This is a genomic window from Stutzerimonas urumqiensis (genome assembly GCF_003640395.1).
In the GTDB taxonomy this organism is placed as follows: Bacteria; Pseudomonadota; Gammaproteobacteria; order Pseudomonadales; family Pseudomonadaceae; genus Stutzerimonas; species Stutzerimonas urumqiensis.
This window is the reverse complement of sequence record NZ_RBZQ01000007.1, coordinates 121519-147188: the sequence shown is the minus strand read 5'-3', so window position 1 is coordinate 147188 and position 25670 is coordinate 121519. Positions and strand designations below refer to the sequence as shown.

The following is a 25670-nucleotide window of genomic DNA, read 5'->3' as shown; positions in this document are numbered from 1 at the left end:
TCGTCGGAGCGGACCGGTCAGCCCGGCACGCGACGAATCTTGGCACCCAGCAGTTGCAGTTTTTCCTCGATGCACTCGTAACCGCGATCGATGTGGTAGATGCGGTCGATCAGGGTGTCGCCCGTCGCGACCAGTCCGGCGATCACCAGGCTGGCCGAGGCGCGCAGGTCGGTGGCCATCACCGGCGCGCCCTTGAGGTGCGCAACCCCGGTGACGATCGCGGTATTGCCTTCGACCAGAATCTGCGCGCCCATGCGGTTCATTTCATAAACGTGCATGAAGCGGTTCTCGAAGACCGTTTCGATCACCGTGCCCGTCCCTTCGGCAATCGCGTTGAGCGAGATGAACTGCGCCTGCATGTCGGTCGGGAACGCGGGATACGGCGCGGTCCGAACGTTCACGGCGCGCGGGCGATTGCCCTTCATGTCCAGCTCGATCCAGTTCGCGCCGGTGGCGATATGAGCACCGGCCTCTTCGAGCTTGTGCAGCACGGCCTCGAGGATGGTCGGGTCGGTGTCCTTGAGCTTGACGCGGCCGCCTGTCGCGGCGGCCGCCACCAGGTAGGTGCCGGTCTCGATGCGGTCGGGCATGACGCTGTAGCGTCCACCGCCCAGGCGCTTGACGCCTTCGATGGTGATGGTCGCGGTGCCGGCGCCGCTGATCTTGGCGCCCATCGCGTTGAGGAAGTTGGCAAGGTCCACCACTTCCGGCTCGCGTGCCGCGTTTTCCAGAACACTGCGGCCGTTGGCAAGCGCCGCGGCCATCATGATGTTCTCGGTGCCGGTGACGCTCACCACATCGAACAGGAAGTGCGCGCCGCGCAAGCCGCCAGCCGGGGCCTTGGCCTTGATGTAGCCGCCTTCCACGTCGATCTGCGCGCCCATCGCCTCCAGGCCGCGGATGTGCAGGTCGACCGGCCGCGAACCGATGGCACAACCGCCGGGCAACGCGACTTCCGCCTCACCGAAACGCGCGACCATCGGCCCCAGCACCAGGATCGAGGCACGCATGGTCTTGACCAGCTCGTATGGCGCCACCAGCGTGCGAATGCTGCCGGCGTCGACCTCGACGCTGAGCTTTTCGTCGACCACCGGCTGCACGCCCATCCGGCCGAACAGCTCGATCATGGTGGTGATGTCGTGCAGGTGCGGCAGGTTGCAGACGGTGACCGGCGTATCGGCGAGCAGGGTCGCAGCCAGGATGGGTAGCGCGGAGTTCTTGGCACCGGAGATGCGGATTTCGCCATCGAGGCGCGTCCCGCCGGTAATGATCAGTTTGTCCATCGTTTACCTATGGCCGCTTCGCAACGGCCTGCAAGAAGGGAGACGCCAGCGGGCGATCGAACGCCGTAGCGGGCATCAGGCCCGAGTGCGCCAGTCGGCCTGGCTGAAGAATTTCATGGTGACGGCATGGATGCTGCCGTCCGCGATCCAGGGATTGAGGTGCATATAGACCTGCTGCTGGCGCTTCACAGGGCTCAGCGCCGCCAGCTCATCACTGACCACGTTCAGCTGGAAGTTGCAGCCTTCGCCTTCGACCAGCACCTCGGCTCCTGCCAGTTTCTCTTCCAGGAAGTTCTTAACTTCTACGGCCTGCATGTTGAACCTCGATCGACGCAATGGCGCGCGGGCCGGCCATGATACAAAAATCCCCGAAGGCTGCGAACCCTGGTCCGCGCGGGCGGCTCAGCCGGCCGTTTCCGTGGCCAGCGGCAGGACCCGATCGAGGCCGGATACGCGCGCGATGTCGAGCATATCCTTCGGCAGGCCGACGATCTGGATACGGCGGCCTGTCGCTTTCGCATCGCGCATCAGGCACAGCAACAACGACAGCCCTACGCTGCTGGACCGCTCGACAGCCGAGCAATCGATCAGCAGCGGATCGGTCGAAGCGCGCTTGATCAGCGCTCTCCCCTGTTCCCGCAAGGCGGGCCCGCTCAGGTAGTCGAGCACGCCGACGACCTGCAACCGGCCGTCGGCGCCCAGCGCCAGGTGGCTGTCACTCATCGGCGCCCGCCTGTTGCGCGGCAGTCGTATCCTTGGCTCGCGCGACGACCTCGGCCCAGCCATCGATCGTCTTGTCGAGATCGTTGCCGTTGGCCTGCATGGCCTCGGAGAACTGATCGCGGAACAGCTTGCCTACATTGATGCCGTTGATGATGACGTTCCGCACCTTCCACTCGCCATCCTTGTTGACCATCGTGTAGGACACCGGATAGACCGTGCCCTGGCGATCGACCACTTCCATGCCGACGCTGGTGCGCTCGCCATCGCCCGAGCCACTGGGCGGCAGCACGCGGATCTGCTGGTTGTCGTATTCGAGCAGCGCGTTGCCATAGAACTGCATTAGGCTTCGCTTGAAGTTCTCTTCGAAGCGGGCCATCTGCTCAGGCGTCGCCTGGCGGGAATAACGCACCGTCATGATGCTGCGGGAGATGCCATCGGCATCGACCACGGGCCCGAGAATCTCATTGAGCGAATCGTAGAACGCCGCAGGATCCTGCCGGTAGCGCTCCTTGTTCTGCTGCAAGTCGGACAGCAGTTCGTCGGTGGTGCGCTGGATGACCTCGTGCGCGCTTGGCGCTGCAAGCACCGTCAACGGCAACATGGCCAGCAGTACCAGCAAGCCGCGTTTGAGCATGCGATTCATGATTCGACCCCTCATTCTTTATTCACAGAGTTGAGCAGGAATTTGCCGATGAGTTCTTCCAGCACCAGCGATGACTGGGTGTCGCGGATGACGTCACCGTCGGCCAGCACCTCTTCCTCGCCACCGACGCTGATGCCGATGTATTTCTCGCCAAGCAGACCGGCGGTCAGGATGGAGGCGGTCGAATCGGTCGGCAGGATGTCCACGTCACGGTCGATTTCCATCGTCACGCGTCCGGTATAGCTGTCGCGGTCCAGATCGATGGCCGTCACCTTGCCGATCGTCACGCCGGCCATGGTGACCTTGGACCGGACGCTGAGCCCGGCGATGTTGTCGAAGTAGGCGAACAGCTTGTAGGTATCGGTATGCCCGACGCTCAAGCCGCTGACCCGCAGCGAGAGCAGCAGCAGGGCCAGCAGGCCCGCGAGCAGGAACAGGCCGACACCAATCTCCAGGGTGCGGTTGCGCATCAGAAATCTCCAAACATCAGGGCGGTCAGAATGAAATCCAGGCCGAGCACGGCCAGCGAGGCATAGACGACGGTACGGGTGGTGGCACGGCTGATGCCCTCGGAGGTCGGGTCGCAATCGTAGCCCTGGAACACCGCGATCCAGGTCACGACCACGGCGAACACCATGCTCTTGATCACGCCGTTGAGCACGTCGGCACGGAAGCTGACGCTGCTCTGCATGTTCGACCAGAAGGAACCTTCATATACGCCGAGCCAGTCGATGGCGACCATCGCCCCACCCCAGATACCGACCACGCTGAAGATCACGGTGAGCAACGGCAGCGAAATGAAACCGGCCCACAGGCGTGGCGCGATCACGTACTTCAGCGGATCGACGCCAATCATCTCGAGGCTGGACAGCTGCTCGGTCGCCTTCATGTTGCCGATTTCCGCCGCCAGGGCCGAACCGGCGCGACCGGCGAACAGCAAGGCCGTCACCACCGGACCGAGCTCGCGCAAAAGCGTCAGCGCGATCATCTGGCCGACCGCCTGCTCGGATCCGTAGTTGCTGAGGATGCTGTAGCCCTGCAGCGACAGCACCATGCCGATGAAGATGCCGGAAACCACGACGATCGCCAGCGACAGCACGCCCACCGAGTACAGTTGGCGCACCAGCAACGCGAACCCCTCCCGCAGCCCGCCGCGCCCCAGCAACGCGTGCAGCAGGAAGATCACCGAGCGGCCCAGCGCCGCCAGCACGTCGAGACCGGCACGGCCCAGCAGGCGCACGCGTTCGAGCGGCGAATACCTACGCATCGGTGCCTCCGAGCAGCTCGCTCGCGTAGTCGGCGGCTGGAAAATGGAACGGAATGGGACCGTCGGCCGTGCCCTTCATGAACTGCTGAACCCTCGGGTTATCCGATTGCATGAGTTCGTCCGGCGTACCCTGGGCCAGCACCTGGCCATCGCCGACGATATAGATGTAGTCGGCGATGCTCGCGGTTTCGGCCAGGTCATGCGAGACAACGATGCTGGTGATGCCGAGTGCATCGTTGAGCAGCCTGATCAGGCGCACCAGCACGCCCATCGCCACCGGATCCTGCCCGGCGAAGGGTTCGTCGTACATCAGTATCTGCGGATCGAGGGCGATGGCGCGTGCCAGCGCGACGCGACGGCGCATGCCGCCCGACAGCTCGTCAGGCATCAGCTCGACCGCGCCCCGCAGACCGACCGCCTGCAGTTTCATCAGCACGATGTCGCGGATCATCTCGTCGGGCAGGTCGGTGTGCACACGCAGCGGAAAGGCGACGTTCTCGAACACGTCAAGGTCGGTGAATAGGGCCCCGCTCTGGAACAGCACGCCCATCTGCTTGCGCAGATCGAACAGCTCGGCGCGCGACAGCGTCGGCAGATTCCGGTCGGCCACCCAGACCTCGCCGCTCAGCGGCTTCAACTGAGCGCCGATCAGGCGCAGCAACGTGGTCTTGCCACTGCCGGACGGCCCCATGATCGCGGTGATGCGACCACGGGGAATGCGCAGATCGATAGCGTCGAAAATCGTCCGTTCGCCCCGCCTGAAGGTCACGCCCTTCAGCTCGACGGCATAGGGATTGGTGCTCATCATTGCTCCTAACAACCGGCTAACTGACGTCTGCCCCTGCGGCCAGGACACGTCCCCGGTCAACAAGCGGCGCACTATACACGCTCGCCTGCCGGCCGAAAAAAGCGCATGGACCCGGGCGAGCGCTGAGTCACAACCACCGCCGCCCTGCCCGCCCGCGACGGTTGCCGCTATACTCCTCGCCTTTTCGAACGGTCGCCTCCGTCATGATCCAGCACAACCAACTGATCGAGTCCGCGCAACGCACCATCCGACTGGAGGTCGAGGCGGTTCAGCAACTCAGCAGCCGCATCGGCAACCCGTTCATCAAGGCCTGCGAGCTGATTCTGCAGAGCAAGGGCCGGGTGGTGGTCGTGGGCATGGGCAAGTCCGGCCATATCGGCAACAAGATCGCCGCGACCCTCGCCAGCACCGGCACCACTGCCTTCTTCGTGCATCCCGCCGAAGCGAGCCACGGCGACATGGGCATGATCACCCGTGACGACGTCGTCCTCGCCCTGTCGAACTCCGGTTCCACCAGCGAGATCGTCACGCTGCTGCCGCTGATCAAGCGCCTCGGCATCCGGTTGATCAGCATGACGGGCAATCCCGACTCGGTGCTCGCCAAGGCGGCCGACGTCAATCTGGATGCCAGCGTTTCGATCGAAGCCTGCCCGCTCAACCTCGCCCCGACATCCTCGACGACGGCGAGCCTGGTGCTCGGCGACGCGCTGGCGATCGCGCTGCTCGAGGCCCGCGGCTTCACCGCCGAGGATTTCGCCTTCTCCCATCCGGGCGGCGCGCTCGGCCGGCGCCTGCTGCTCAAGGTCGAGAATGTCATGCACAGCGGCGAGCGGCTGCCTCGCGTCGAGCGTGGCACACCGCTGCGCGCGGCGCTGCTGGAGATGACACGCAAGGGCCTCGGCATGACCGTGGTGAACGAGCCGGATGGTCGATTGGCCGGGGTTTTCACGGACGGCGACCTGCGCCGCACGCTGGACAAGGGCATCGATGTGCGCCAGGCGCTGATCGACGAGGTGATGACGGCGCGCGGCAAGACCGTCACGCCCGACATGCTGGCGGCCGAGGCATTGAGAATCATGGAGGACAACAAGATCAACGCGCTCGTCGTGATCGACGAACAGGGCCTGCCGATCGGCGCGCTGAACATGCACGACCTGCTGCGCGCCGGGGTGATGTGATGGATTTGCAATTGCTTCAGCGTGCTCGTGACATCCGTCTGGCAGTCTTCGACGTCGACGGCGTACTGACCGATGGCCGCCTTTATTTCCTCACTGACGGCAGCGAATTCAAGACCTTCAACACGCTGGACGGCCACGGCATCAAGATGCTGATCGCCTCGGGCGTCCAGACGGCCATCATCAGCGGCCGCAGCACCCCGGTGGTCGAGCGGCGAGCGCGCAACCTCGGCGTCCACCATCTGTATCAGGGACGCGAGGACAAGCTCGTGGTGTTGGACCAGATCCTGTCGGAAACCGGCTTCGCACGGGAACAGGTCGCCTACCTCGGCGATGACCTGCCCGACCTGCCGGTCATGCGGCGGGTCGGACTCGGCATGGCCGTCGCCAACGCCGCACCGTTCGTCCGGAGCCACGCACACGGCGTGACCCAGGCACGCGGCGGGGAAGGCGCGGCGCGCGAGTTCTGCGAATTGATCATGCAGGCCCAGGGCACGCTGGAAGCGGCACTGGCGGCCTATCTATAGGAACCGGCCATGATCCCACGCCTGAAAACCGCGCTGATACTGGGCTCGCTCGTGGCGTTGCTGGTCGCTGTTGGCTACTGGAACGTCCGGCCGGAGAGCTTCATGTCCAGGCCCCCGGCCACGCAAAGCGAAGCGCCCGAAGTCGATTTCTATGCGCTCGGCACCCGGACGACCCAGTTCCAGGCCGACGGCCAGCGCGATTACGTCCTGACTGCCGAAAAGGTCGAACACCTCGCGGCGAGCGACGTCAGTGTCATGACGTCGCCGGATCTGCTGATGTATCGCGGCAAGTCCAATCCCTGGCATGTCAGCAGTGCGCGTGGCGAGGTCTCGCCGGGCGGCACCGAAGTCGAACTGATCGATGACGTCCGCGTAGAGCGCACCGACGCCAAGGGCCGCCCGCTGATCCTGACCACCAGCCGCCTGACCGTGAGGCCGGAGCAGGAATATGCGCAGACCCAGCAAGCCGTTAGAATCGTCGCCGCCAATGGCGTGACGACCGCAACGGGCATGAAAGCGTATCTGAATGACGGCAGGATGATCCTGCTATCCAACGTAAGAGGCCAGCATGAGGCTCCCTGAACCACTCATCCAACTGCTCGGCGCGAGCCTGCTGTTGGCCAGCGCAACCGCCTGGGCACTTCCCGAGGATCGCAACCAGCCCATCCGCGTCCAGGCCGATACGGCCGAACTCGACGATAGGCAGGGCGTGGCGGTTTATCGCGGCGACGTCGTCATTACCCAGGGCACCCTCAAGATTACCGGCGACACGGTGACCATCACGCAGGATGACAACGGTGAAGTGGAGATCTTCACCGCGGTCGGCAAGCCCGCCTACTACGAGCAGAAGCCGTCGGTCGACGAGCCGATCGTCAAGGCCTACGGGCTGACCATCCAGTACTTCGCGGACAACGAGCGGATCGTGCTGCTCGACCAGGCCAAGGTGGTGCAGGAAGGCAATACCTTCGAGGGCGAGAAGATCGTCTATGACACCCAGCGCCAGATCGTGAACGCCGGTCGCGCCAGCGATGCCGAGATCACCACCCCGAAACCGCGCGTCGACATGGTCATCCAGCCGCGCAGCCGCGACGCCGAGCCGCCCGCGGAGCAGACGCCCTGATGGCCGTTCTACGCGCGCAGCACCTTGCCAAACGCTACAAGGCCCGCCAGGTGGTCCGCGATGTCAGCCTTTCGATCGAGAGCGGCCAGATCGTCGGGTTGCTCGGCCCGAACGGCGCCGGGAAAACCACCTGCTTCTACATGATCGTCGGACTGGTGCGTGCCGATCAGGGGCGCATCCTCATCGACCAGGACGACGTCACCCACCTGCCGATGCATGGACGTGCCCGAGCCGGGATCGGCTATCTGCCTCAGGAAGCCTCGATCTTTCGCAAGCTGACCGTCGCCGACAACATCATGGCCATTCTCGAGACCCGCAAGGATCTGGATTCGGCCGGACGCCAGCAGGCCCTCGAGTCGCTCCTTCAGGAATTTCACATCAGCCACATTCGCGACAGCCAGGGCATGAGCCTCTCGGGTGGCGAACGGCGGCGGGTGGAGATCGCTCGCGCGTTGGCGACCGCTCCCAAGTTCATCCTGCTGGACGAACCCTTCGCCGGGGTCGATCCGATTTCGGTCGGCGACATCAAGCAGATCATCCACCACCTCAAGGCCAAGGGCATCGGCGTACTCATCACCGATCACAACGTCCGCGAGACGCTCGACATCTGCGAGACGGCCTACATCGTCAGCGATGGACAGCTGATCGCCGAGGGCGACGCACAGAGCATTCTGTCCAACCAGCTGGTGAAGGAAGTCTACCTCGGCCACGAGTTCCGCCTGTGACCGCCAGCGCTTCCATCTACCAAGGGCACTGGGCAAACGCCTTGCCAGGCATATAATTTGCTTTCCGCAGGCTGGACACCCTGACATCGCGGACGCAACCATGCCGGTCATAGAGGTCTGAAGTTCCCCGCCATGAAAGCATCGCTAGTCTTGAAGATGGGCCAGCAGCTGACGATGACACCGCAGCTGCAGCAAGCCATACGACTGCTACAACTCTCCACGCTGGATCTGCAGCAGGAAATTCAGGAAGCGCTCGAGTCCAACCCAATGCTCGAGCGGCAGGAAGACGGCGAGGATTTCGAAACCAGCGACCCGATGGCCGACAACGCCGAGAAGGGGCTGGACGGCCAAAATACCGAGCGCACGCAGGAAAACACCTACGAAGAATCCACCGGGGACAGCGACGGCGCGTTCGAAGAATCGGAATGGAGCGACCGCATTCCCAACGAGCTTCCCGTCGACACCGCCTGGGAAGACGTCTACCAGACCAGCGCCAGCAGCCTTCCGAGCAGCGATGACGACGAATGGGATTTCACCTCCCGCACCTCGTCCGGCGAAAGCCTGCAGAGCCACCTGCTCTGGCAGCTCAATCTGGCCCCGATGAGCGATACCGATCGCATCATTGCGGTCACGATCATCGACTGCATCAACCCTCAGGGCTATCTCGAGGAAACGCTGGAGGAAATTCTGGCCTCGCTCGACCCGGAACTCGAGGTCGAGCTGGACGAGGTCGAGGTGGTGCTACGCCGTATCCAGCAGTTCGAGCCGGCGGGCATCGCCGCTCGCGATCTGCGCGAATGCCTGCTGCTTCAGCTCAGGCAACTGCCAGACGACACACCCTGGCGCAACGAGGCGTTGCAGCTGGTGAAGGATCATCTCGACCTCCTCGGTAGCCGCGATTACAGCCTGCTGATGCGGCGCATGAAGCTCAAGGAAGATGACCTTCGCCAGATCATCGAACTGGTCCAGTCGCTGAATCCGCGGCCCGGCTCGCAGATCGAGAGCAGTGAACCCGAATACGTCGTACCGGATGTCATCGTGCGCAAGCACAACGGTCGCTGGCTGGTCGAACTGAACCAGGAAGCCGTTCCCCGCCTGCGGGTGAATGCCCAATACGCGGGCTTCGTGAAGCGAGCCGACTCCAGCGCCGACAATACCTTCATGCGCAACCAGCTCCAGGAAGCACGCTGGTTCATCAAGAGCCTGCAGAGTCGCAACGAGACCCTGATGAAGGTGGCCACGCAGATCATCGAGCACCAGCGCGGCTTCCTCGACTACGGTGACGAGGCGATGAAGCCCCTGGTCCTGCATGACATCGCCGAAGCGGTCGGCATGCACGAATCGACCATCTCGCGCGTGACGACTCAGAAGTACATGCATACGCCGCGCGGCATCTACGAGCTCAAGTACTTCTTCTCCAGCCACGTCAGTACTGCCGAAGGCGGGGAATGCTCCTCCACCGCCATTCGCGCGATCATCAAGAAACTGGTCGCCGCGGAAAACCAGAAAAAGCCGTTGAGCGATAGCAAGATCGCTGGTTTACTGGAAGCACAGGGCATACAAGTCGCCCGTCGCACCGTCGCCAAGTACCGGGAATCCTTAGGGATTGCGCCATCCAGTGAACGCAAGCGACTGATGTGACGCGCGCGGGAAGCGTACCAGCGGCAGGCCCTTCGAGCCTGCCTCTTTGCACGTGGAAGAAGGAGACAGCAGCATGCAAGTCAACATCAGTGGCCACCATCTGGTTGTAACCGACGCCCTGCGTGACTACATCGAGGACAAGTTCGACCGCCTGGAGCGGCACTTCGACCGCATCATCAACGTCCAGGTCATTCTTCAAGTCGACAAGCTCAAGCAGAAGGTAGAGAGCACGCTGCACGTGGCAGGCCGCGAGGTGGTTGCCAATGCCGAGCACGAAGACATGTACGCCGCCATCGACCTGCTCATCGACAAACTCGATCGTCAACTCATCAAGCACAAGGAAAAGCAGCTAGACCGATCTCAAGGCGTAGTGGCTCGCTAACTTCCCATGATCCGACTCGAAGACATCCTGACCCCCGGACGTTGCACCGTCGACGTTCCGGGCGGCAGCAAGAAGCGCGTGCTCGAACAGGTCGCCCGGCTGATTGCCGGCGACCTGCCCGACCTCGATCCCCAACTGGTTTTCGAAAGCCTGGTCGCGCGCGAGAAGCTCGGCTCGACCGGCTTCGGCAATGGCATCGCGATTCCGCACTGTCGGCTCGCCGGTTGCCAGGCACCCGTCAGCGGCGTGCTACGACTGGACGCCGCGGTCGATTTCGATGCGATCGATGGCATTCCTGTCGACCTGCTGTTCGTCCTGCTCGTGCCGCAGGCGGCAACGGACGAACACCTGGAGCTGCTGCGCCAGATCGCCAGCATGCTCGACCGTAGCGAGGTCCGCGATCGTCTGCGACGTGCCACCAACGACGCGGACCTGTACCAGGTCGTTCTCGATGCGCAGAACGGGCACTAAGGGCCTACCGTGCGCCTGATCATCGTCAGCGGCCGCTCCGGCTCCGGCAAGAGCACCGCCCTCGATGTGCTCGAAGACAACGGTTTCTACTGCATAGACAATCTTCCGGCCGGCATGCTGCCCGAGCTTGCCGAGCGTGCACTGTTGCATACCGAACTGACCCACCCCCAGGTCGCCGTCTCCGTGGACGCTCGCAACCTGCCGAGCCAGCTCAAGCGCTTCCCCGAATTGCTGGCCGAGGCCAGGAGCCGCCACATCCAGTGCAGCGTGCTCTACCTCGACGCGGACGTGGAGACCTTGCTCAAGCGCTTCTCCGAGACCCGTCGCCGGCACCCGCTCACCAACGAGAACCGCTCGCTGGCCGAGGCCATCCAGGACGAGGAGCTGCTGCTGGGGCCGATCGCCGACCTCGCCGACCTGAAGATCGATACGACGCACCTGAACCTGTACCAACTGCGGGACACGCTGAAGCTGCGCCTGCTGAATACGCCCGAACCGGGAACGGCGTTCCTCATCGAATCGTTCGGCTTCAAGCGCGGCATGCCGGTCGACGCGGACCTGGTATTCGATGTCCGCTGCCTGCCGAACCCCTACTGGAAGGCCGACCTGCGAGAACATTCCGGTCTCGACCAACCGGTGATCGACTACCTGGAAACGCAATCGGACGTCGACGAGCTGTATCAGGACATCCTGGCCTACCTGGAGAAGTGGCTGCCGCGCTACGCCGCCAGCAACCGCGCCTATGTCACCGTGGCCATAGGCTGCACCGGGGGGCATCATCGCTCGGTCTATATCGCCGAGCGCCTGGGCCGTGCGCTACGCAAGTCACTGAAGAACCTTCAGGTGCGCCACCGAGACTTGAGCTAGGAACCGCAATGCCTGCCTGTGAAGTACTGATCATCAACAAGCTGGGCTTGCACGCACGAGCGGCGGCGAAGTTCGTTGGCGTCGCCAATCGGTATCCCTGTCGCGTCGGCATCGGGCGCAGTGCGCAGAGCCTGGTCGACGGCAAGAGCATCATGGGGGTGATGATGCTCGCCGCCAGCAAGGGAACGACCCTTCATCTCCAGACAGACGGCGACCAGGCCGAGCAGGCGCTCGATGCACTGGTCGCACTGATCAACGATTATTTCGAAGAAGGCGAGTGACGCGATCGCCGGCCAAACCGGCGATCGCATCGATCCACACGCTGACTAACTGCCCGCGACCGTCATCCGCTCGATAAGTACCGAGCCGGTGTGGATGCTGCTGCGGGTCTCGACATCCGAGCCGATTGCCACGATCTGGCGGAACATGTCCCTCAGGTTGCCAGCGATCGTCACTTCCTGGACCGGGAACTGGATTTCGCCGTTCTCGACCCAGTAGCCGCCGGCACCCCGTGAGTAATCACCGGTGACCAGGTTGAGCCCCTGCCCCATCAACTCCGTCACATACAGTCCGCGCCCCATCCGGCGAAGCAATGCCGCCTGATCCTCGCTTCCGGGCGTCGCGAACAGGTTGTGTACGCCACCGGCATTGGCGGTACTCGGCATGCCGAGCTTGCGTCCCGAGTAGGTGCTGAGCACGTAGGAACACAACCGACCCTTGTCGACGAACGGCTTGGCGTAAGTGGCCAGGCCGTCGCCGTCATAGGCCGCACTGGCCAGGCCGCGCGGGAGGTGTGGTCGCTCATCGAGCGACAGCCACTCCGGAAACAACACCTGCTCGAGCGCGCCCTCGAGGAAGGATGAGTTGCGATAAAGATTGCCGCCGGATATCGCCGCCAGGAAATGCCCGAACAGCCCGGTCGCGAGCTCGGCGGAAAACAGCACCGGCACTTCGCAGGTCGGGACCGGGCGCGCGCCCAGTCGGCTGACTGCCCGCTGCGCTGCTCGCTGGCCGATGGCACTCGGCGCCATCAGCGCGTCGCCCAGCCGGCTGACGTCGTAGAAATAATCGCGCTGCATCTGGCCCTGGTCTTCGGCGATCATCACGCAGCTCAGGCTGTGCCGCGTGCTCGAATAGGCGCCGATGAAACCGTTGCTGTTGCCGTAGGCCCTCGAACCGCTGTGGGTGTTCAGGCTGGTGCCATCGGCATTGCGGATTCGTGGATCGGCTTCGAAGGCGGCGGCTTCGCACGCCAGCGCCAGTTCGATGGCCTGCTCCGGGCTTATCGCCCAGGGATGGTAGAGATCCAGGTCCGGCTGCTCGCGCGCCATGAGCGACGCATCGGCCAGCCCGGCGAACGCATCTTCCGAGGCGTGGCGGGCGATCGCCAGGGCCGCCGCCACCGTTTGCCGAATATCCTCTTCGCTGCTGCCCGAGGTGCTGGCCGAGCCCTTGCGCTGGCCCAGGTAAAGCGTGATGCCGAAACCCTGGTCGCGGTTGAATTCAACCGTCTCGATCTCGCGCTGGCGCACGGTGGTCGACAATCCCTGCTCCAGCGACACCGATACCTCGCTGGCCGTGGCGCCCTGGCGCTTCGCCTCCTCGATGATGCGAGCCACCTTGTCTTTCAATTCACCGAGACCCTGCGGCCCAATCTCTTCTACATCGCTCATGTCTTCTCCAAATTCCGCTGGCGTGACGCCCTCGTGGCCGGGCGTCCGGCCGTACGCGTGCTGCTATGATGGCGGCTTTCTTTCTGGACCACCCGCATGACTGAATTCTCCGACGCCGACGGCGGCGAAAAAAGCAAGTCGCAGGTCAAGCGCGAACTGCATGCGCTGCAGGACCTTGGCGAGCGCCTGACCACGCTCAAGCCCGACCTGCTGGATCGCCTGCCGCTGACCGACCCGCTGCGCAAGGCCTTGCAGGACGCGCCGAAGCACAAGGCCAACGTGGCCCGCAAACGCCATCTCCAATACATCGGCAAACTGATGCGCGACCAGGACATCGACGCCATCGTCTCGCTCATCGATCAGCTCGACTCGTCCACGCGCGAATACAACGAGCGGTTCCACGCGCTCGAGCGCTGGCGTGACCGGCTGATCGGCGACGCCGACACGGCCATCGAAGCCTTCGTCGGCGACTACCCGGACGCCGACCGCCAGCACCTGCGCGCCCTGGCCCGTCAGGCCCAGCAGGAAGCCGCCCGAGAAAAGCCGCCTACCGCCAGCCGCAAGCTGTTCAAATACATCCGCGAGCTGGACGAGACCAAGCGCGGCCTGCGCTGAAGGCATGCCGGCGCTAGGCGCCGGTACCGCCGACCGTGATCGCATCGAGCTTCAGCGTCGGCTGCCCGACGCCCACCGGTACCGACTGGCCGTCCTTGCCGCAGGTGCCGACCCCGCTATCCAGCGCCAGGTCGTTGCCCACCATCGAGACCCGCGTCATCACCTCCGGGCCATTGCCGATCAGGGTCGCGCCCTTCACCGGGGCGGTGATCCGGCCATCCTCGATCAGGTAGGCCTCGCTGGTCGAAAACACGAACTTGCCGCTGGTGATATCGACCTGACCGCCGCCGAGGCTGGCGCAGTAGATGCCCTTTTTCACCGAGGCGATGATTTCCGCCGGGTCGCTCTGCCCCGCCAGCATGTAGGTATTGGTCATGCGCGGCATCGGCAGGTGCGCATAGGATTCGCGCCGTCCGTTACCGGTCGGCCGCACACCCATCAGGCGCGCATTGAGCTTGTCCTGCATGTAGCCCTTGAGCACGCCGCTCTCGATCAGCGTCGTGCATTGGGTGGCGGTACCTTCATCGTCGACGCTCAACGAGCCGCGCCGATCGGCCAGCGTACCGTCGTCGACGATGGTGCACAGCGGCGAAGCAACCGACTGGCCGATGCGCCCGCTGTAGGCCGAGCTGCCCTTGCGGTTGAAGTCGCCTTCCAGCCCATGCCCGACCGCCTCGTGCAACAGCACCCCGGACCAGCCGGAACCCAGCACCACCGGCAGGGTTCCGGCCGGCGCGGCGACCGCTTCGAGATTGACCAGCGCCTGGCGCAGCGCCTCGCGGGCGTAACCCATCGCGCGGTCGTCATCGAGAAAGAACGCATAGCCCGTGCGACCGCCGCCGCCCTGGCTGCCGCGCTCGCGCCGACCGTTCTGCTCGACGATGACACTCACGTTGAAGCGCACCAGGGGACGAATATCGGCGGCCAGACCGCCATCCAGCGCGACGACCAGCACATGGTCCCAGACGCCGGCAAGGCTCACGGTGACCTGCTTGATGCGCGGATCCAGCGCCCGCGTCGCCTGATCGATGCGCTTGAGCAGGGCGACCTTGTCTTCGCGGCTCATGCCCTCGAGGGGGTTCTGCGCCCCGTACAGCGGCGCGAAGGCGACATCCGCGGGCGTCTGCACGCGAGCGGTCTGCCCTGCCCGGGCGATCGAACGGGCCGCTTGTGCCGCCTGGCGCAAGGGCTCGCGGCCGATGGCGTTGGTGTAGGCGAACCCTGTCTTTTCCCCGGCCAGCGCACGCACGCCGACCCCGCGATCGAGATGGAAACTCCCCTCCTTGACGATGCCGTCTTCGAGCACCCAGGACTCGGTCACCTGGTCCTGGAAGTACAGATCGGCCGCATCGATGCCGGGGCCAGCCAGCTCACCGAGCAGACCGGGAAGATCGTCCAGACCGAGGCCAGCGGGGGCCAGCAATCGTTCGGCGACGGGTAACAGCAGTTCACTCATACGGACTCCGAATCGCCGCGAAGCCGCGGCACAGTAAAGCGTCGATGGCGCATGACCGGCATGCGCTGGCGGATTGCCGCCTGGTTCGCCGGATCACGGCGCTCCACCAGCACGGTCTCGCCGTCCTGGCAAACGGAAAGCAGTCGTCCCCAGGGATCGACGATCGCCGAGTGGCCGTGGGTAACGCGGCCGCCGGGATGCGTGCCGCCCTGCGCCGCGGCGAGCAGGTAACACTGGGTCTCGATGGCCCGCGCCTGGAGCAGCGGCCGCCAATGGGCTTCGCCGGTCACGGCGGTAAATGCCGACGGCACGCTCAGCAACTCCGCGCCGGCCTCGCGCAGCGCCAGGTAAAGCTCGGCGAAGCGCAGGTCGTAGCAGACCGTCATACCCAGCCGTCCGACTGGCGTATCGGCGACCACGAGGGTGTGACCGCGATCGTAGTCAGAGGATTCCCCATAGCGACCGCGACTGTCGGCAACCTCGGCGTCGAACAGGTGCAGCTTGTCGTAACGGGCGACGCGCTGGCCGTCCGCATCGATCAGCAGCGAGCAGGCGCGCGGCTTGGCATCCGGCTGGTTCTCGGGCGGCAACGGCAGCGTGCCACCCACCAGCCACAGCCCCAGATCCTTCGCCGCTCGGGAGAGCCAGGGCAGCACCGGCCCCTCTCCACGCGCTTCGGCCCGTGCGATCGCCCGTGCGTCACCGCAGCCCAGCGTCGCGAAATTCTCCGGCAGAACCGCCAGCACCGCGCCGCTGCTGGCCGCGTGCTCCAGCCGCTCGAACGCCGTCGCCAGGTTGGCGGCGATGTCGGGCTGGCTGGTCATCTGGACGACGGCAATCTGCATGCAAGGCAACCGAAGGGTGGACAACATGGCCCGGTCGCCGGGCCAAACGGCAAGCCTGCCTGATTTAGGCGGCGAGGCCTACCCTGTGCTCGTCGATCGCCGGGAGACGATCAGCCCTCGGGCTTTTCGAAGGGCTTGTCGAAGGTGATCTTCGGGTCCTGCCAAGGCCCCTCGACGTCGTACTGGACGCTGGCAAACCGGGCCACTCGATCACCAAGCAGCTTGTCGACGAGAAACAGCGCGCCCCCGACCGCCGGCGCGCCGGCAATGATCGCGGCCAGGGGCAGGTTGTTGCTCACCGGCAGGGTGACCAGCAGCTTGGCGTCGATCCGATCGCTGACCAGGTCGAGCGTGCCGCTCAGCTCGAGATTGCTCGACGGCCCGTCGAGCGTGATCGGCTCGCGCGTGACGTAGACGCCATCGGTGGCCTCCAGCCGCCCCTTGAGCCGGTCGTAGCTCAGGCCGCGACCGAACAGGTCGGAGAAATCCAGCCTCAGCCGGCGCCCGATCGACTCGAAATTGAGCAGCCCGAACACGCGCAACGCCTGCGCGCCGCCGTCCATCTGCGCCACCGTACCGTTGTGCAGCCTCGGTTCCAGCGAGCCGGAAAAGCGTTCCAGGCTTACCCACGCCGGCGAGCCTGGCCAGTGTCCATCCACGTCCATGCGGAACCGCTCGCTGGTCAGCGACGGCTCGTACCCCCAGGCCCGCAGGACGTCGGCCAGGTTGTCACCGGCGACCCGCCCCCGGAAGCGGCTGTCGGCAGGCATCCAGTCGAGCGCACCGGTGAGCGTCAGCCCCTTGAATTCCAACGACAGGTCGGTCAGCGCAGCCCCGCCGGCAATCGGCCGCAGCTTGCCCGCCCAGCGACCGAGCCGCGCGTCCCCGTGATAAAGCGCCTCGATGGTTACGTCCGCGGCGGGCAATTGGCGCGGGTCGATGTCGGCCAGCGGATCGGCCGTTCGCTCGCCCTGCGCCGGTTCGGCAGCGGGAAAACGCAGATGGCGCAGGGCCATCTGCATCGGCGTTTCGTCCACCGGGACCGCGACCGTCCCGGCGATACGGTGACTGTCGAGATCGAGCTGCCAGCGGTCCGGCGTACGTTTCACGCCGAGCCGCAGATCCTCGACCGTGGCGCCAAAGCCGTCGAAGCGGCCGATCTGCAACGCTGCGCTGCGTAGCCAGCTCGATTCGCCGGCCGGCTGACCGCCCGAACCGGAAGTGCCCTCGGCGGCCGGCACGTAGCGGGCGAACGCATCCTTCCACGCCGCCCAGTCCAACTGCGCCAGGCGCCCTTCGACCCGCAACCCGTCGGTCGCCGGCAAGCGTGCCGCCGCGCCGCCGAGACGCAACTCGCCGCGCCCGCGCCGCCAGTCGTCCGCGGGTGCGGCGTAGGCGAGGCTCGCGAGGTCTTCGTGACGCAGCCAGTAGAGACGCTCGGGGCCGTCGAGGGTCATGCGCCAGGACGTATCGCGACGCTCGTCGGGCTGCTTGGTGAAGGGTTCCGGCAGATCGATGGTCGCGCCGAGCAGCGAGGAGTGCACCACCAGTTCGCTGTCGCGGCCGGCCAGGCTCAGCTGGAGCAGGTACGGCAGTCGACCTCTTATCGGCAGCGGCCCGGTGAAGCCCAGCCACTCGGACAACCTCGAGACGGCGATCGAGCCGCGTGCCTCGAGGCGCGTTTCGGGCTGGCCGGGCGCCCCGGTGGCCTTCGCAGTCACCTGCACCGGCTCGCCGAACGCCACCGCCCGGACCTGATCCGCGCTCAGCCCGGCCGCGGTGTCGTAGCGCAAGCGACCGCTCAGCTGCTCCAGTTGCAGATCCGGCGTCGCCATCGAGAGCTGCGCCTGCTGCGGCGCGAAATCGACCACCACGTGCGGCGCCGTCTCGCCATTGAGCGGCAGGTCGAGCTGCAGCTCGGCGTCCACCGCCCCGCTGCCCGTCCAGCCCGCGAACACCGAGGCGGTGCCGATCGGTGCGGTCTGCAGAATCGACAGCGCGTCGGCGACCTGGCCGTCGATGCTGCCGTGCAGCGCCAGCCGTGGCGCCTGCCCCGGCTCCGCGCGGGGAATCCGCGCAATCGCATCGTGAATCCGGCTGTCGAGCAGACGGCCTTCGGCGAGCGCGACCCGAACGCCCTGGTCATCGATGAACACCTCGCCCCGCCCCTGCCGCAGCGCCGGCCACCCGGGCTGGAAGGCGAGCTCGGCGTCGCGCACGCTGAAGAACAGGCTCAACGTCCGCGAATGCGCGGCGGCACCGACCAGCGCGCCCTGGTACTGGAAATAGCCCTGCTCGATCGTGCCGGCCTGAATGGCGGTACCCAGCCAATCGGCCAGCGCCGGGCTCAGTGCGGGCGAGCGGGTCGGCAGGTAGCGGTCGACGAAACGTGCATCGCCATCGCTGAGTCCGACGCGCAGGTCCATGTAGTCCTCGACCGCCGGGTCCTTGAACAGGCGCAGGGACAGGTCGGCCGCCAGCCGCCCCTCCTCGCCCTCGAAGCGGGCATAGGGCACCGCCAGCGACAGGCCGTCGTCTTCGATCGACCAGGTCAGGCGACCACGCGCCTGGCGATACACCCAGGGCTCCGGGAACAGCTGCGCGAGATGGAAGGAGAAGTCGTCGGCTGACAGGCGCGCCTCGCCCTGCGCCAGATCGCCCTCGACGCTGCCGTCGACTCGGCTGACGGCCGGAACGCCATGCCAGGCATCGAAGCCGGCATCTTCGAGGTTCATCGCATAGCGCAATCGCGTCGGGCCGGTCGCCTCAGGCAGATAATCCAGCCGCAGATTGCGCACCAGCCCGGTCGGCGCCATGACGCGCAGCGCCTCGGCACCGGCTTCCGGCAAGGGCGCGAGGCCGGCGACCAGCGAGGCAAGCGGGCCGATCGCCAGCCGATCGACGCTGACCGTCCAGCGCGCCTCGAGGGCGCCCGTCTCGTCGATGCGCTCGATGGCCGCGCGCATCTCGTCGACGCGCTGCCCCGCCGTGTTGAAGGCGAGGTCATCGACCAGGGCGCGCAGCCCATCAGGGGTTCTCTGCGCATGCAGCGACAGCGCAAAGTCCTCCACCGTGACCGGGGCGCGCTGACCGTGCGCGAGCGTCAGGGTCGCACCGTTCAGCCGCGCCGAGGCCCGCTGCACGGCGCCGTCGCGCCAGACCAGCCAGGCCTCGCCACCGGCCTGCAGGGCATCGATCCGCCAAGGCGTGCCCCCCCAGCCGCTCGGCAGCCAGTCGGACCAGCGGCTCTGCGGCAGGCTCACATAGGCCTCGAACTGCCCTTGCCGCCAGTGCGCCGGGTCGATCGTCCCCTGCGCATGCAGCGCAAGCGGCTGGCCGTCCGGCAGCAGCCCGCGCCCATCGAGACGCAAGCGTCCATCGCTGCTGGACAGCTCCAGGTTCACGTAGTTGAACGCGAAGGGCTGTGCGCCGTGCGGCTCGACAATCAATTGGCTGTCGAGCACGACCAGCCGCCGGATGCGGGCGAGCGCCTCCAGCACCCGCTGCGGATCGGGCGGAGGGCCCGATGACGGCGCATCGGCACCTTCGAGTGCCCAGCGACCATCGACCTGCTGCTCGAGCCCCAGGCTCAGCCCATCGAGCCAAATGGCGGACAGCTGCGGAGCGCGCTGCCACAGGCTGCCGAACACGTCGGGGATCGCCACCAGTCGGTCGACGCGCACGGCGCCCGACGCGCCGCCGATGCGCACATCGTGCAGCAGCAGCTGCGGCGACAGCCCCCGCCAGCGGCCTTCGACCCGCCCCAGGCTGACCGGCTGGCCGAGGGCACGTGCCAGGCCCAGTTCGATGTCGGGACGGTATTCGGCGGCCAGCGGAACCAGCTGCCGGCCCAGACTCACGTAGAGCGCCAGCAGCATCAACAGGACGACGGCCAGCCAGAGCAGGCGCCGGACGATGCCGGCGAACACTTCTGTCATTCGCGTGCCGGGATGAAATACGGCGCCGTCATCACAACAGGACCACGTCGTACTGTTCCTGCGAGTACATGGTCTCGACCTGGAACTTGATTGGCCGCCCGATGAAGCTCTCCAGGTCGGCCACGTTGCCCGACTCCTCGTCGAGCAGGCGATCGACGACCTTCTGGTTCGCCAGCACGCGGTAGCCCTCGGCCTGGTAGGCGCGCGCCTCGCGCAGGATTTCGCGGAAGATCTCGTAGCAGACGGTGTCCGGCGTCTTCAGCTTGCCGCGACCCTGGCAGCTCACACAGGGTTCGCAGAGCACCTGTTCGAGGCTTTCGCGCGTGCGCTTGCGGGTCATCTGCACCAGGCCGAGTTCGGTGATGCCGATGATGTTGGTCTTCGCGTGGTCGCGATCGAGCTGCTTTTCCAGCGTGCGCAGCACCTGGCGGCGGTGCTCTTCGTCTTCCATGTCGATGAAATCGATGATGATGATCCCGCCGAGGTTGCGCAGCCGGAGCTGGCGGGCGATGGCGGTGGCGGCTTCGAGATTGGTCTTGAAGATGGTCTCTTCGAGCGTACGGTGCCCGACAAAGGCCCCGGTATTGACGTCGATGGTGGTCATCGCCTCGGCCGGATCGATCACCAGGTAGCCGCCGGACTTGAGCATGACCTTGCGCTCCAGCGCCTTCTGGATTTCGTCCTCGACGCCGTACAGGTCGAAGATCGGCCGCTCGCCGGGATAGTGCTCCAGCCGATCGCCAAGCTCGGGCATCAGTTCGGCGACGAACTGGGTGACCTTCTGGAAGTTCTCCCGCGAGTCGATGCGGATCTTCTCGATCCGGGGGTTGACCAGGTCGCGCAAGGTACGCATCGCCAGCGACAGGTCCTCGTAGATCACCGAGGGCGTGCCGGCGGTTTTCATCTGGGCCGCGATCTGCCCCCATAGGCGGCGCAGATAACGGATGTCGACCAGCAATTCCTCGGCACCGGCCCCCTCGGCCGCGGTGCGCAGGATGAAGCCACCGGCTTCCTCGATGCCTTCGGCTTCGATGCAATCGGCCACCGCCTGCTTGAGCCGCTCGCGCTCGGCCTCGTCCTCGATCTTCAGCGAGATGCCGACGTGCGCGGTGCGCGGCATGTAGACCAGGTAGCGCGACGGGATGGACAGCTGGGTGGTGAGCCGGGCGCCTTTGGTGCCGATCGGGTCCTTGGTCACCTGCACGATCAGGGCCTGCCCTTCCTGCACGAGCGCGCTGATCGGTTCCACCGCGTTGGCCTCGCGCGTCGAGATTTCCGAGGCGTGGATGAACGCCGCGCGATCGAGACCGATGTCCACGAACGCCGCCTGCATGCCCGGCAGCACGCGCACGACCTTGCCCTTGTAGATATTCCCGACGATGCCGCGGCGCTGGGTGCGCTCGACGTGCACCTCTTGCAGGACACCGTTCTCGACCACGGCCACCCGCGATTCCATCGGGGTGATGTTCATCAGAATTTCTTCGCTCATTTTCGCTTCCCGGCAGCCGTGTGGTGACTCGTCGAGGCTCAGGCCTCCGGTCTCCAGCCATATAACCCAAATTCTTCGAGCAGGCGGGCAGTTTCGCACAGCGGCAAGCCGACCACCCCGCTGTAGCTGCCCTCGATACGCTCGACGAACACGGCGCCAAGTCCCTGGATGCCATAAGCACCGGCCTTGTCGCACGGTTCCCCGGTGGCCCAGTAGGCCTCGATCTCATCGCGACGCAACCGGCGAAAGCGCACCCGGGTGTCGACCACCTCGACCTGGCAGCTGGTGCGGTCGAGCACCGCGACCCCGGTGAACACCTGGTGCTCGCGCCCCGACAGGGCCTCGAGCATGGCGATGGCGTCGTCCCGGTCGGCAGGCTTGCCAAGCACCCGCCCCGCGAGCACCACAGCGGTGTCCGAGCCCAGCACACAGGCCGGTACGGTCAGGGTTTCGAGCACCGCCTTCGCCTTGGCGCGGGCCAGGCGCTCAACGTAGGCCGCCGGTTGCTCGCCCGGCAACAGGGTTTCGTCTATCGGGCGGATACGAATATCGAACGGTACGCCGATCTGCTGCAGCAATTCGGCGCGCCGGGGCGACGCGGAGGCGAGGTACAAAGCGGCCATGAGGCCCTCCTTCGGTCCGACTCGCCCGTGCGGGTCGGCTCAGTTGACCTGCAGGCGCGTCCTGATGCCACGCAGGGCGACGAACATCCAGGGCCACAGCAGCGCGCTGACCAGCACCGGCAGAAGGAAAGGCAGCGTCGGCGGCGGCGGGCTGCCGGCCAGCACGTTCAGCCATAGCCGAACCAGCTGGGCCAGCCCGAACACCACCAGCAGGACGAGGCTCTGCTGCCACATCGGGAACATGCGCAACCGTTGCTGGAGCAGCAATACCAGAAAGGCCACCAGCGTCAGCACCAGGGCGTTCTGGCCCAGCAGCGTGCCGTACAGCACGTCGGCGGCCAGCCCCAGCAACCATGCCGTTCCCATACCGATGCGGTGAGGCACGTAAAGCGTCCAGTAGCTCAGGAACAACGCCACCCACAGCGGCCTGCCGACCTCCATGAATTCCGGCATCGGCGCCACGCTGAGCAGCAGGCCGATGGCGAACGTCAGCCAGATCACCCAGCCGTTGTTGGGACGGGTACCTATCATTGCGCCCCCTGGTCAGCAGGCACGGCTGGCGGAGTCGACGGCCTCGTCTGCTCGCTCGACGGCGACGGCGGTGCATCCGGACCGCGCGCATCGGATGGCCCCGGCGCGGCTGTGCTCGGTGTACGTGCGTTCGGCGTGGCTGTATTCGGTGTGGTTGCGTTCGGTGTGGCTGGGGCGGGTGCGGCGGTCGGTGCGGCTGGTGTCGGCTCGGCGGTGGCGGCGCTTCCCGATGCCGGCGTCGCCTCCCCAGCCGGAGCTTCGGCGGCCTGCTCGGCGGCGATCGCCGAATCGTTCGCGCGTTGTTCGGGGGTGCGCTGGTCGGTGAACACCAGCAGCAGGTAGCGACTGCGATTGAGCGCCGCCGTCGGCATCGCCCGCACGATCGCGAACGGCTGTCCGGCGTCATGCACCACCTCGGTGACGGTCGCCACCGGATAGCCGGACGGAAAGCGCTGCCCCAGACCGGAGCTGACCAGCAGATCGCCGACCTTGATGTCGGCCGTATCGGCGACATGCCGCAGCTCCAGACGCTCGGGATTGCCCGTGCCGCTGGCAATCGCGCGGAGCCCGTTGCGGTTGACCTGCACCGGAATGCTGTGGGTGCTGTCGGTCAGCAGCAGGACGCGCGCGGTATAGGGCATCACCTCCACGACCTGCCCCATCAGCCCGCTGGCATCGAGCACCGGCTGGCCGAGGAACACCCCATCCTTTTCACCTTTGTCGATCAGGATGCGGTGGGTGTATGGGTTGGGGTCGACGCCGATGAGTTCGGCGGCAAGCACTTCGTCGTCGACCAGCGCCGACGAATTGAGCAGTTCGCGCAGGCGCACGTTCTGTTCGGTCAGCGCGGCCAGCTTCTGCAACCGCCGCTGCATCAGCAACGCCTCGGCCTTGAGCTTTTCGTTCTCGGCCATCAGGGTGCTGCGACTGGTGATCTGCTCGGTCATGCCGTCCCATAGCCGGGCCGGCATTTCGGCAAGCCAGTAGAACGGCATCAGCACCAGTCCCATCTCGCTGCGCACGGGCTTGAGCGAGTTGAAGCGGGCGTCCACCACCATCAGGGCGACCGACAGCACGACGAGCGCCAACAGGCGCACACCGAGCGAAGGGCCTTTTGCGAATAAGGGTTTGATGGCGGCTTCCTCGTAGCGCAGGCATCGCGTCGGGGAAGTGACCGGATCTCACCGGCGCCAGCCACCCGCCCGACGCATGATGTGCGGCTCACTCCGTGGACAGGAGGTCCATGGTGTGACGATCCATCATCTCCAGCGCACGACCGCCGCCCCGCGCGACGCAGGTGAGCGGGTCTTCGGCAACGATCACCGGCAAGCCGGTTTCCTGCGCCAGGAGCTTGTCCAGGTCGCGCAGCAGCGCGCCGCCGCCGGTCAGTACCAGGCCACGCTCGGCGATGTCCGCCGCGAGTTCCGGCGGGGATTGCTCGAGCGCGCTCTTGACGGCCTGAACGATGGTGGCGAGCGACTCCTGCAGTGCTTCGAGCACTTCGGCGGAATTCAGCGTGAAGCTGCGTGGCACGCCCTCGGCCAGGTTGCGGCCCCGCACGTCGACCTCACGCAGCTCGGCGCCCGGATAGGCCGCGCCGATCTCCTGCTTGATGCGCTCGGCGGTGGATTCGCCGATCAGGCTGCCGTAGTTGCGGCGCACGTAGGTGACGATGGATTCATCGAAGCGATCGCCGCCCACTCGGACGGATTCGGCATAGACCACGCCGTTGAGCGAAATCAGCGCGATCTCGGTGGTACCGCCGCCGATGTCGACGACCATCGAGCCGCGCGCTTCTTCGACCGGCAGACCCGCACCGATTGCCGCAGCCATCGGCTCTTCGATCAGGAACACTTCACGGGCGCCGGCACCGAGTGCCGATTCGCGAATGGCGCGACGTTCGACCTGGGTCGACTTGCACGGCACGCAGATGAGCACGCGCGGGCTGGGTTGCAGGAAGCTGTTCTCGTGCACCTTGTTGATGAAGTACTGCAGCATCTTTTCGCAAACGCTGAAGTCGGCGATCACGCCGTCTTTCATCGGGCGGATCGCATTGATGTTGCCTGGGGTCCGACCGAGCATGCGCTTGGCTTCGGTACCCACCGCCACCACGCTCTTCTGGTTGCCGTGGTTGCGAATGGCGACGACGGAAGGCTCGTTGAGGACGATGCCCCGGTCGCGCACATAAATAAGGGTATTGGCAGTGCCCAGGTCGATCGACAGATCGCTGGAAAACATGCCACGCAGTTTCTTGAACATGGGGAAAGGGCCCTGAGGCAAACGCGTGGGGAAAAAAGTGCGCCAAACTCTATCAATGGCCCGCCTGTTGGGCAAGGCGCGAGGGGCTCGCATGGCCCGGTTCGTGAACCGTGCACGAGCCCGGCTGGCGTGCTTTTGCAGGGTGCCGGCAGGCATCGACGGGCCGCCATGCGCTACCGGCTCCAGACCCAACATGCTAGATTGCCGCCCTTTCTGGAGCGCCGCCTTGGGCGGGTCGCTCCGTCGATCTTGCCGGTCGGATGGTCCGACGGAAGGTCGATGACCGACTGACTTCCGCTGGAGATTGCGATGGCGCTTGAACGCTCCGAGGTGGAAAAGATCGCCCACCTGGCCCGCCTGGGCCTGAACGAGGCTGACCTGCCCCGCACCACCGAAACCCTCAACACCATCCTGGGCCTGATCGACCGCATGCAGGCCGTCGACACCGACGGCATCGAGCCGCTCGCCCATCCGCTGGAAACCACCCAGCGACTGCGCGCCGATCGCGTCACCGAAACCAATCGGCGCGAGGCCTACCAGGCCGTCGCCCCGGCGGTACAGGACGGCCTCTACCTGGTGCCGAAGGTGATCGAATGATGGATGCGTCCG

General features: G+C 65.7%; 28 protein-coding genes. 12 read left to right on the top strand and 16 right to left on the bottom strand.

Annotated features, from left to right (window positions below):
* Positions 1-17 precede the first annotated feature (17 nt).
* The 7 genes from murA to D7325_RS14630 all read right to left on the bottom strand — a co-directional run bounded on the left by murA (position 18) and on the right by D7325_RS14630 (position 4724).
* Positions 18-1283, bottom strand: a complete 1266-nt coding sequence (gene murA / locus D7325_RS14660) for a UDP-N-acetylglucosamine 1-carboxyvinyltransferase (RefSeq protein WP_120996883.1) — start codon at positions 1281-1283, stop codon at positions 18-20.
* Between the two features lie 75 nt (positions 1284-1358).
* Positions 1359-1598 (bottom strand): BolA family protein, encoded by a 240-nt coding sequence (locus D7325_RS14655; RefSeq protein ID WP_120996881.1) that lies wholly within the window; start codon positions 1596-1598, stop codon positions 1359-1361.
* A gap of 87 nt (positions 1599-1685) precedes the next feature.
* Entirely contained in the window at positions 1686-2006 is a 321-nt protein-coding gene (locus tag D7325_RS14650) for an STAS domain-containing protein (protein WP_120996879.1), read from the bottom strand.
* On the bottom strand, positions 1999-2649 hold the full coding sequence (locus D7325_RS14645) for an MlaC/ttg2D family ABC transporter substrate-binding protein (protein WP_120996877.1): 651 nt from the start codon (positions 2647-2649) through the stop codon (positions 1999-2001). The genes D7325_RS14650 and D7325_RS14645 overlap by 8 nt, the downstream gene beginning before the upstream one ends.
* Before the next feature lie 11 nt (positions 2650-2660).
* On the bottom strand, positions 2661-3119 hold the full coding sequence (gene mlaD / locus D7325_RS14640) for an outer membrane lipid asymmetry maintenance protein MlaD (protein WP_120996875.1): 459 nt from the start codon (positions 3117-3119) through the stop codon (positions 2661-2663).
* Positions 3119-3916, bottom strand: a complete 798-nt coding sequence (gene mlaE / locus D7325_RS14635; protein ID WP_120996873.1) for a lipid asymmetry maintenance ABC transporter permease subunit MlaE — start codon at positions 3914-3916, stop codon at positions 3119-3121. Before mlaE ends, mlaD begins: the two co-directional genes overlap by 1 nt.
* Positions 3909-4724, bottom strand: a complete 816-nt coding sequence (locus D7325_RS14630; protein ID WP_120996871.1) for an ATP-binding cassette domain-containing protein — start codon at positions 4722-4724, stop codon at positions 3909-3911. Before D7325_RS14630 ends, mlaE begins: the two co-directional genes overlap by 8 nt.
* A gap of 203 nt (positions 4725-4927) precedes the next feature.
* Between D7325_RS14630 and D7325_RS14625 the strand changes: the two genes are divergently transcribed.
* The 10 genes from D7325_RS14625 to D7325_RS14580 all read left to right on the top strand — a co-directional run bounded on the left by D7325_RS14625 (position 4928) and on the right by D7325_RS14580 (position 11913).
* On the top strand, positions 4928-5902 hold the full coding sequence (locus D7325_RS14625; RefSeq protein ID WP_120996869.1) for a KpsF/GutQ family sugar-phosphate isomerase: 975 nt from the start codon (positions 4928-4930) through the stop codon (positions 5900-5902).
* Complete coding sequence (locus D7325_RS14620; RefSeq protein WP_120996867.1) at positions 5902-6426, top strand: KdsC family phosphatase; 525 nt, start codon at positions 5902-5904, stop codon at positions 6424-6426. The genes D7325_RS14625 and D7325_RS14620 overlap by 1 nt, the downstream gene beginning before the upstream one ends.
* Positions 6427-6435: 9 nt before the next feature.
* Complete coding sequence (gene lptC / locus D7325_RS14615; RefSeq protein WP_120996865.1) at positions 6436-7008, top strand: LPS export ABC transporter periplasmic protein LptC; 573 nt, start codon at positions 6436-6438, stop codon at positions 7006-7008.
* Positions 6995-7546, top strand: coding sequence for a lipopolysaccharide transport periplasmic protein LptA (gene lptA / locus D7325_RS14610; protein ID WP_120996863.1), 552 nt, complete (start codon positions 6995-6997; stop codon positions 7544-7546). Before lptC ends, lptA begins: the two co-directional genes overlap by 14 nt.
* Positions 7546-8271 carry an LPS export ABC transporter ATP-binding protein gene (gene lptB / locus D7325_RS14605; protein ID WP_120996862.1) on the top strand — a complete coding sequence of 242 codons (726 nt, stop codon included), beginning with the start codon at positions 7546-7548 and terminating at the stop codon, positions 8269-8271. The genes lptA and lptB overlap by 1 nt, the downstream gene beginning before the upstream one ends.
* A gap of 132 nt (positions 8272-8403) precedes the next feature.
* On the top strand, positions 8404-9912 hold the full coding sequence (locus tag D7325_RS14600; protein ID WP_120996861.1) for an RNA polymerase factor sigma-54: 1509 nt from the start codon (positions 8404-8406) through the stop codon (positions 9910-9912).
* 73 nt (positions 9913-9985) lie between these two features.
* Positions 9986-10294 (top strand): ribosome hibernation-promoting factor, HPF/YfiA family, encoded by a 309-nt coding sequence (gene hpf / locus D7325_RS14595; RefSeq protein ID WP_120996860.1) that lies wholly within the window; start codon positions 9986-9988, stop codon positions 10292-10294.
* Between the two features lie 6 nt (positions 10295-10300).
* A complete protein-coding gene (ptsN, locus tag D7325_RS14590; protein WP_120996858.1) occupies positions 10301-10765 on the top strand; it encodes a PTS IIA-like nitrogen regulatory protein PtsN in 465 nt (154 codons plus the stop codon).
* Positions 10766-10774: 9 nt separating this feature from the next.
* Positions 10775-11632: an RNase adapter RapZ gene (rapZ, locus tag D7325_RS14585; protein WP_120996856.1), complete on the top strand. Its 858-nt coding sequence runs from the start codon at positions 10775-10777 to the stop codon at positions 11630-11632.
* An 8-nt stretch (positions 11633-11640) separates the two neighbouring features.
* Positions 11641-11913 carry an HPr family phosphocarrier protein gene (locus D7325_RS14580; protein WP_120996853.1) on the top strand — a complete coding sequence of 91 codons (273 nt, stop codon included), beginning with the start codon at positions 11641-11643 and terminating at the stop codon, positions 11911-11913.
* A 45-nt stretch (positions 11914-11958) separates the two neighbouring features.
* Here the strand turns inward: D7325_RS14580 and pmbA are convergent, their stop codons facing one another.
* Positions 11959-13305, bottom strand: a complete 1347-nt coding sequence (gene pmbA / locus D7325_RS14575; RefSeq protein WP_120996851.1) for a metalloprotease PmbA — start codon at positions 13303-13305, stop codon at positions 11959-11961.
* A 96-nt stretch (positions 13306-13401) separates the two neighbouring features.
* Between pmbA and yjgA the strand changes: the two genes are divergently transcribed.
* A complete protein-coding gene (gene yjgA / locus D7325_RS14570) occupies positions 13402-13920 on the top strand; it encodes a ribosome biogenesis factor YjgA (protein ID WP_120996850.1) in 519 nt (172 codons plus the stop codon).
* 13 nt (positions 13921-13933) lie between these two features.
* On the opposite strand, the gene tldD is transcribed toward yjgA, so the two are convergent.
* The 8 genes from tldD to mreB form a co-directional block, all read right to left on the bottom strand.
* Positions 13934-15376: a metalloprotease TldD gene (gene tldD / locus D7325_RS14565; RefSeq protein ID WP_120996848.1), complete on the bottom strand. Its 1443-nt coding sequence runs from the start codon at positions 15374-15376 to the stop codon at positions 13934-13936.
* Positions 15373-16221, bottom strand: a complete 849-nt coding sequence (locus D7325_RS14560) for a carbon-nitrogen hydrolase family protein (protein WP_120997070.1) — start codon at positions 16219-16221, stop codon at positions 15373-15375. The genes tldD and D7325_RS14560 overlap by 4 nt, the downstream gene beginning before the upstream one ends.
* Positions 16222-16331: 110 nt before the next feature.
* Complete coding sequence (locus D7325_RS14555; RefSeq protein ID WP_120996846.1) at positions 16332-20159, bottom strand: YhdP family protein; 3828 nt, start codon at positions 20157-20159, stop codon at positions 16332-16334.
* A gap of 31 nt (positions 20160-20190) precedes the next feature.
* A complete protein-coding gene (rng, locus tag D7325_RS14550; RefSeq protein WP_120996844.1) occupies positions 20191-21648 on the bottom strand; it encodes a ribonuclease G in 1458 nt (485 codons plus the stop codon).
* A gap of 38 nt (positions 21649-21686) precedes the next feature.
* Entirely contained in the window at positions 21687-22271 is a 585-nt protein-coding gene (locus D7325_RS14545; RefSeq protein ID WP_120996842.1) for a Maf family protein, read from the bottom strand.
* Positions 22272-22310: 39 nt separating this feature from the next.
* Complete coding sequence (gene mreD / locus D7325_RS14540) at positions 22311-22802, bottom strand: rod shape-determining protein MreD (protein WP_120996840.1); 492 nt, start codon at positions 22800-22802, stop codon at positions 22311-22313.
* Positions 22799-23899, bottom strand: a complete 1101-nt coding sequence (gene mreC / locus D7325_RS14535; RefSeq protein ID WP_245962092.1) for a rod shape-determining protein MreC — start codon at positions 23897-23899, stop codon at positions 22799-22801. Before mreC ends, mreD begins: the two co-directional genes overlap by 4 nt.
* A gap of 124 nt (positions 23900-24023) precedes the next feature.
* A complete protein-coding gene (gene mreB / locus D7325_RS14530; RefSeq protein WP_120996836.1) occupies positions 24024-25061 on the bottom strand; it encodes a rod shape-determining protein MreB in 1038 nt (345 codons plus the stop codon).
* A 309-nt stretch (positions 25062-25370) separates the two neighbouring features.
* Here mreB and gatC point away from each other — a divergent pair, with 309 nt between their 5' ends.
* Positions 25371-25658 (top strand): Asp-tRNA(Asn)/Glu-tRNA(Gln) amidotransferase subunit GatC, encoded by a 288-nt coding sequence (gatC, locus tag D7325_RS14525; protein WP_120996834.1) that lies wholly within the window; start codon positions 25371-25373, stop codon positions 25656-25658.
* Positions 25659-25670 lie beyond the last annotated feature (12 nt).

Coding starts and splice junctions, on each gene's coding strand:
- murA (WP_120996883.1), bottom strand. CDS start 1,283: ATGGACAAACTGATCATTACCGGCGGGACGCGCCTCGATGGCGAAATC.
- D7325_RS14655 (WP_120996881.1), bottom strand. CDS start 1,598: ATGCAGGCCGTAGAAGTTAAGAACTTCCTGGAAGAGAAACTGGCAGGA.
- D7325_RS14650 (WP_120996879.1), bottom strand. CDS start 2,006: ATGAGTGACAGCCACCTGGCGCTGGGCGCCGACGGCCGGTTGCAGGTC.
- D7325_RS14645 (WP_120996877.1), bottom strand. CDS start 2,649: ATGAATCGCATGCTCAAACGCGGCTTGCTGGTACTGCTGGCCATGTTG.
- mlaD (WP_120996875.1), bottom strand. CDS start 3,119: ATGCGCAACCGCACCCTGGAGATTGGTGTCGGCCTGTTCCTGCTCGCG.
- mlaE (WP_120996873.1), bottom strand. CDS start 3,916: ATGCGTAGGTATTCGCCGCTCGAACGCGTGCGCCTGCTGGGCCGTGCC.
- D7325_RS14630 (WP_120996871.1), bottom strand. CDS start 4,724: ATGATGAGCACCAATCCCTATGCCGTCGAGCTGAAGGGCGTGACCTTC.
- D7325_RS14625 (WP_120996869.1), top strand. CDS start 4,928: ATGATCCAGCACAACCAACTGATCGAGTCCGCGCAACGCACCATCCGA.
- D7325_RS14620 (WP_120996867.1), top strand. CDS start 5,902: ATGGATTTGCAATTGCTTCAGCGTGCTCGTGACATCCGTCTGGCAGTC.
- lptC (WP_120996865.1), top strand. CDS start 6,436: ATGATCCCACGCCTGAAAACCGCGCTGATACTGGGCTCGCTCGTGGCG.
- lptA (WP_120996863.1), top strand. CDS start 6,995: ATGAGGCTCCCTGAACCACTCATCCAACTGCTCGGCGCGAGCCTGCTG.
- lptB (WP_120996862.1), top strand. CDS start 7,546: ATGGCCGTTCTACGCGCGCAGCACCTTGCCAAACGCTACAAGGCCCGC.
- D7325_RS14600 (WP_120996861.1), top strand. CDS start 8,404: ATGAAAGCATCGCTAGTCTTGAAGATGGGCCAGCAGCTGACGATGACA.
- hpf (WP_120996860.1), top strand. CDS start 9,986: ATGCAAGTCAACATCAGTGGCCACCATCTGGTTGTAACCGACGCCCTG.
- ptsN (WP_120996858.1), top strand. CDS start 10,301: ATGATCCGACTCGAAGACATCCTGACCCCCGGACGTTGCACCGTCGAC.
- D7325_RS14580 (WP_120996853.1), top strand. CDS start 11,641: ATGCCTGCCTGTGAAGTACTGATCATCAACAAGCTGGGCTTGCACGCA.
- pmbA (WP_120996851.1), bottom strand. CDS start 13,305: ATGAGCGATGTAGAAGAGATTGGGCCGCAGGGTCTCGGTGAATTGAAA.
- yjgA (WP_120996850.1), top strand. CDS start 13,402: ATGACTGAATTCTCCGACGCCGACGGCGGCGAAAAAAGCAAGTCGCAG.
- tldD (WP_120996848.1), bottom strand. CDS start 15,376: ATGAGTGAACTGCTGTTACCCGTCGCCGAACGATTGCTGGCCCCCGCT.
- D7325_RS14560 (WP_120997070.1), bottom strand. CDS start 16,221: ATGCAGATTGCCGTCGTCCAGATGACCAGCCAGCCCGACATCGCCGCC.
- D7325_RS14555 (WP_120996846.1), bottom strand. CDS start 20,159: ATGACAGAAGTGTTCGCCGGCATCGTCCGGCGCCTGCTCTGGCTGGCC.
- rng (WP_120996844.1), bottom strand. CDS start 21,648: ATGAGCGAAGAAATTCTGATGAACATCACCCCGATGGAATCGCGGGTG.
- D7325_RS14545 (WP_120996842.1), bottom strand. CDS start 22,271: ATGGCCGCTTTGTACCTCGCCTCCGCGTCGCCCCGGCGCGCCGAATTG.
- mreD (WP_120996840.1), bottom strand. CDS start 22,802: ATGATAGGTACCCGTCCCAACAACGGCTGGGTGATCTGGCTGACGTTC.
- mreB (WP_120996836.1), bottom strand. CDS start 25,061: ATGTTCAAGAAACTGCGTGGCATGTTTTCCAGCGATCTGTCGATCGAC.
- gatC (WP_120996834.1), top strand. CDS start 25,371: ATGGCGCTTGAACGCTCCGAGGTGGAAAAGATCGCCCACCTGGCCCGC.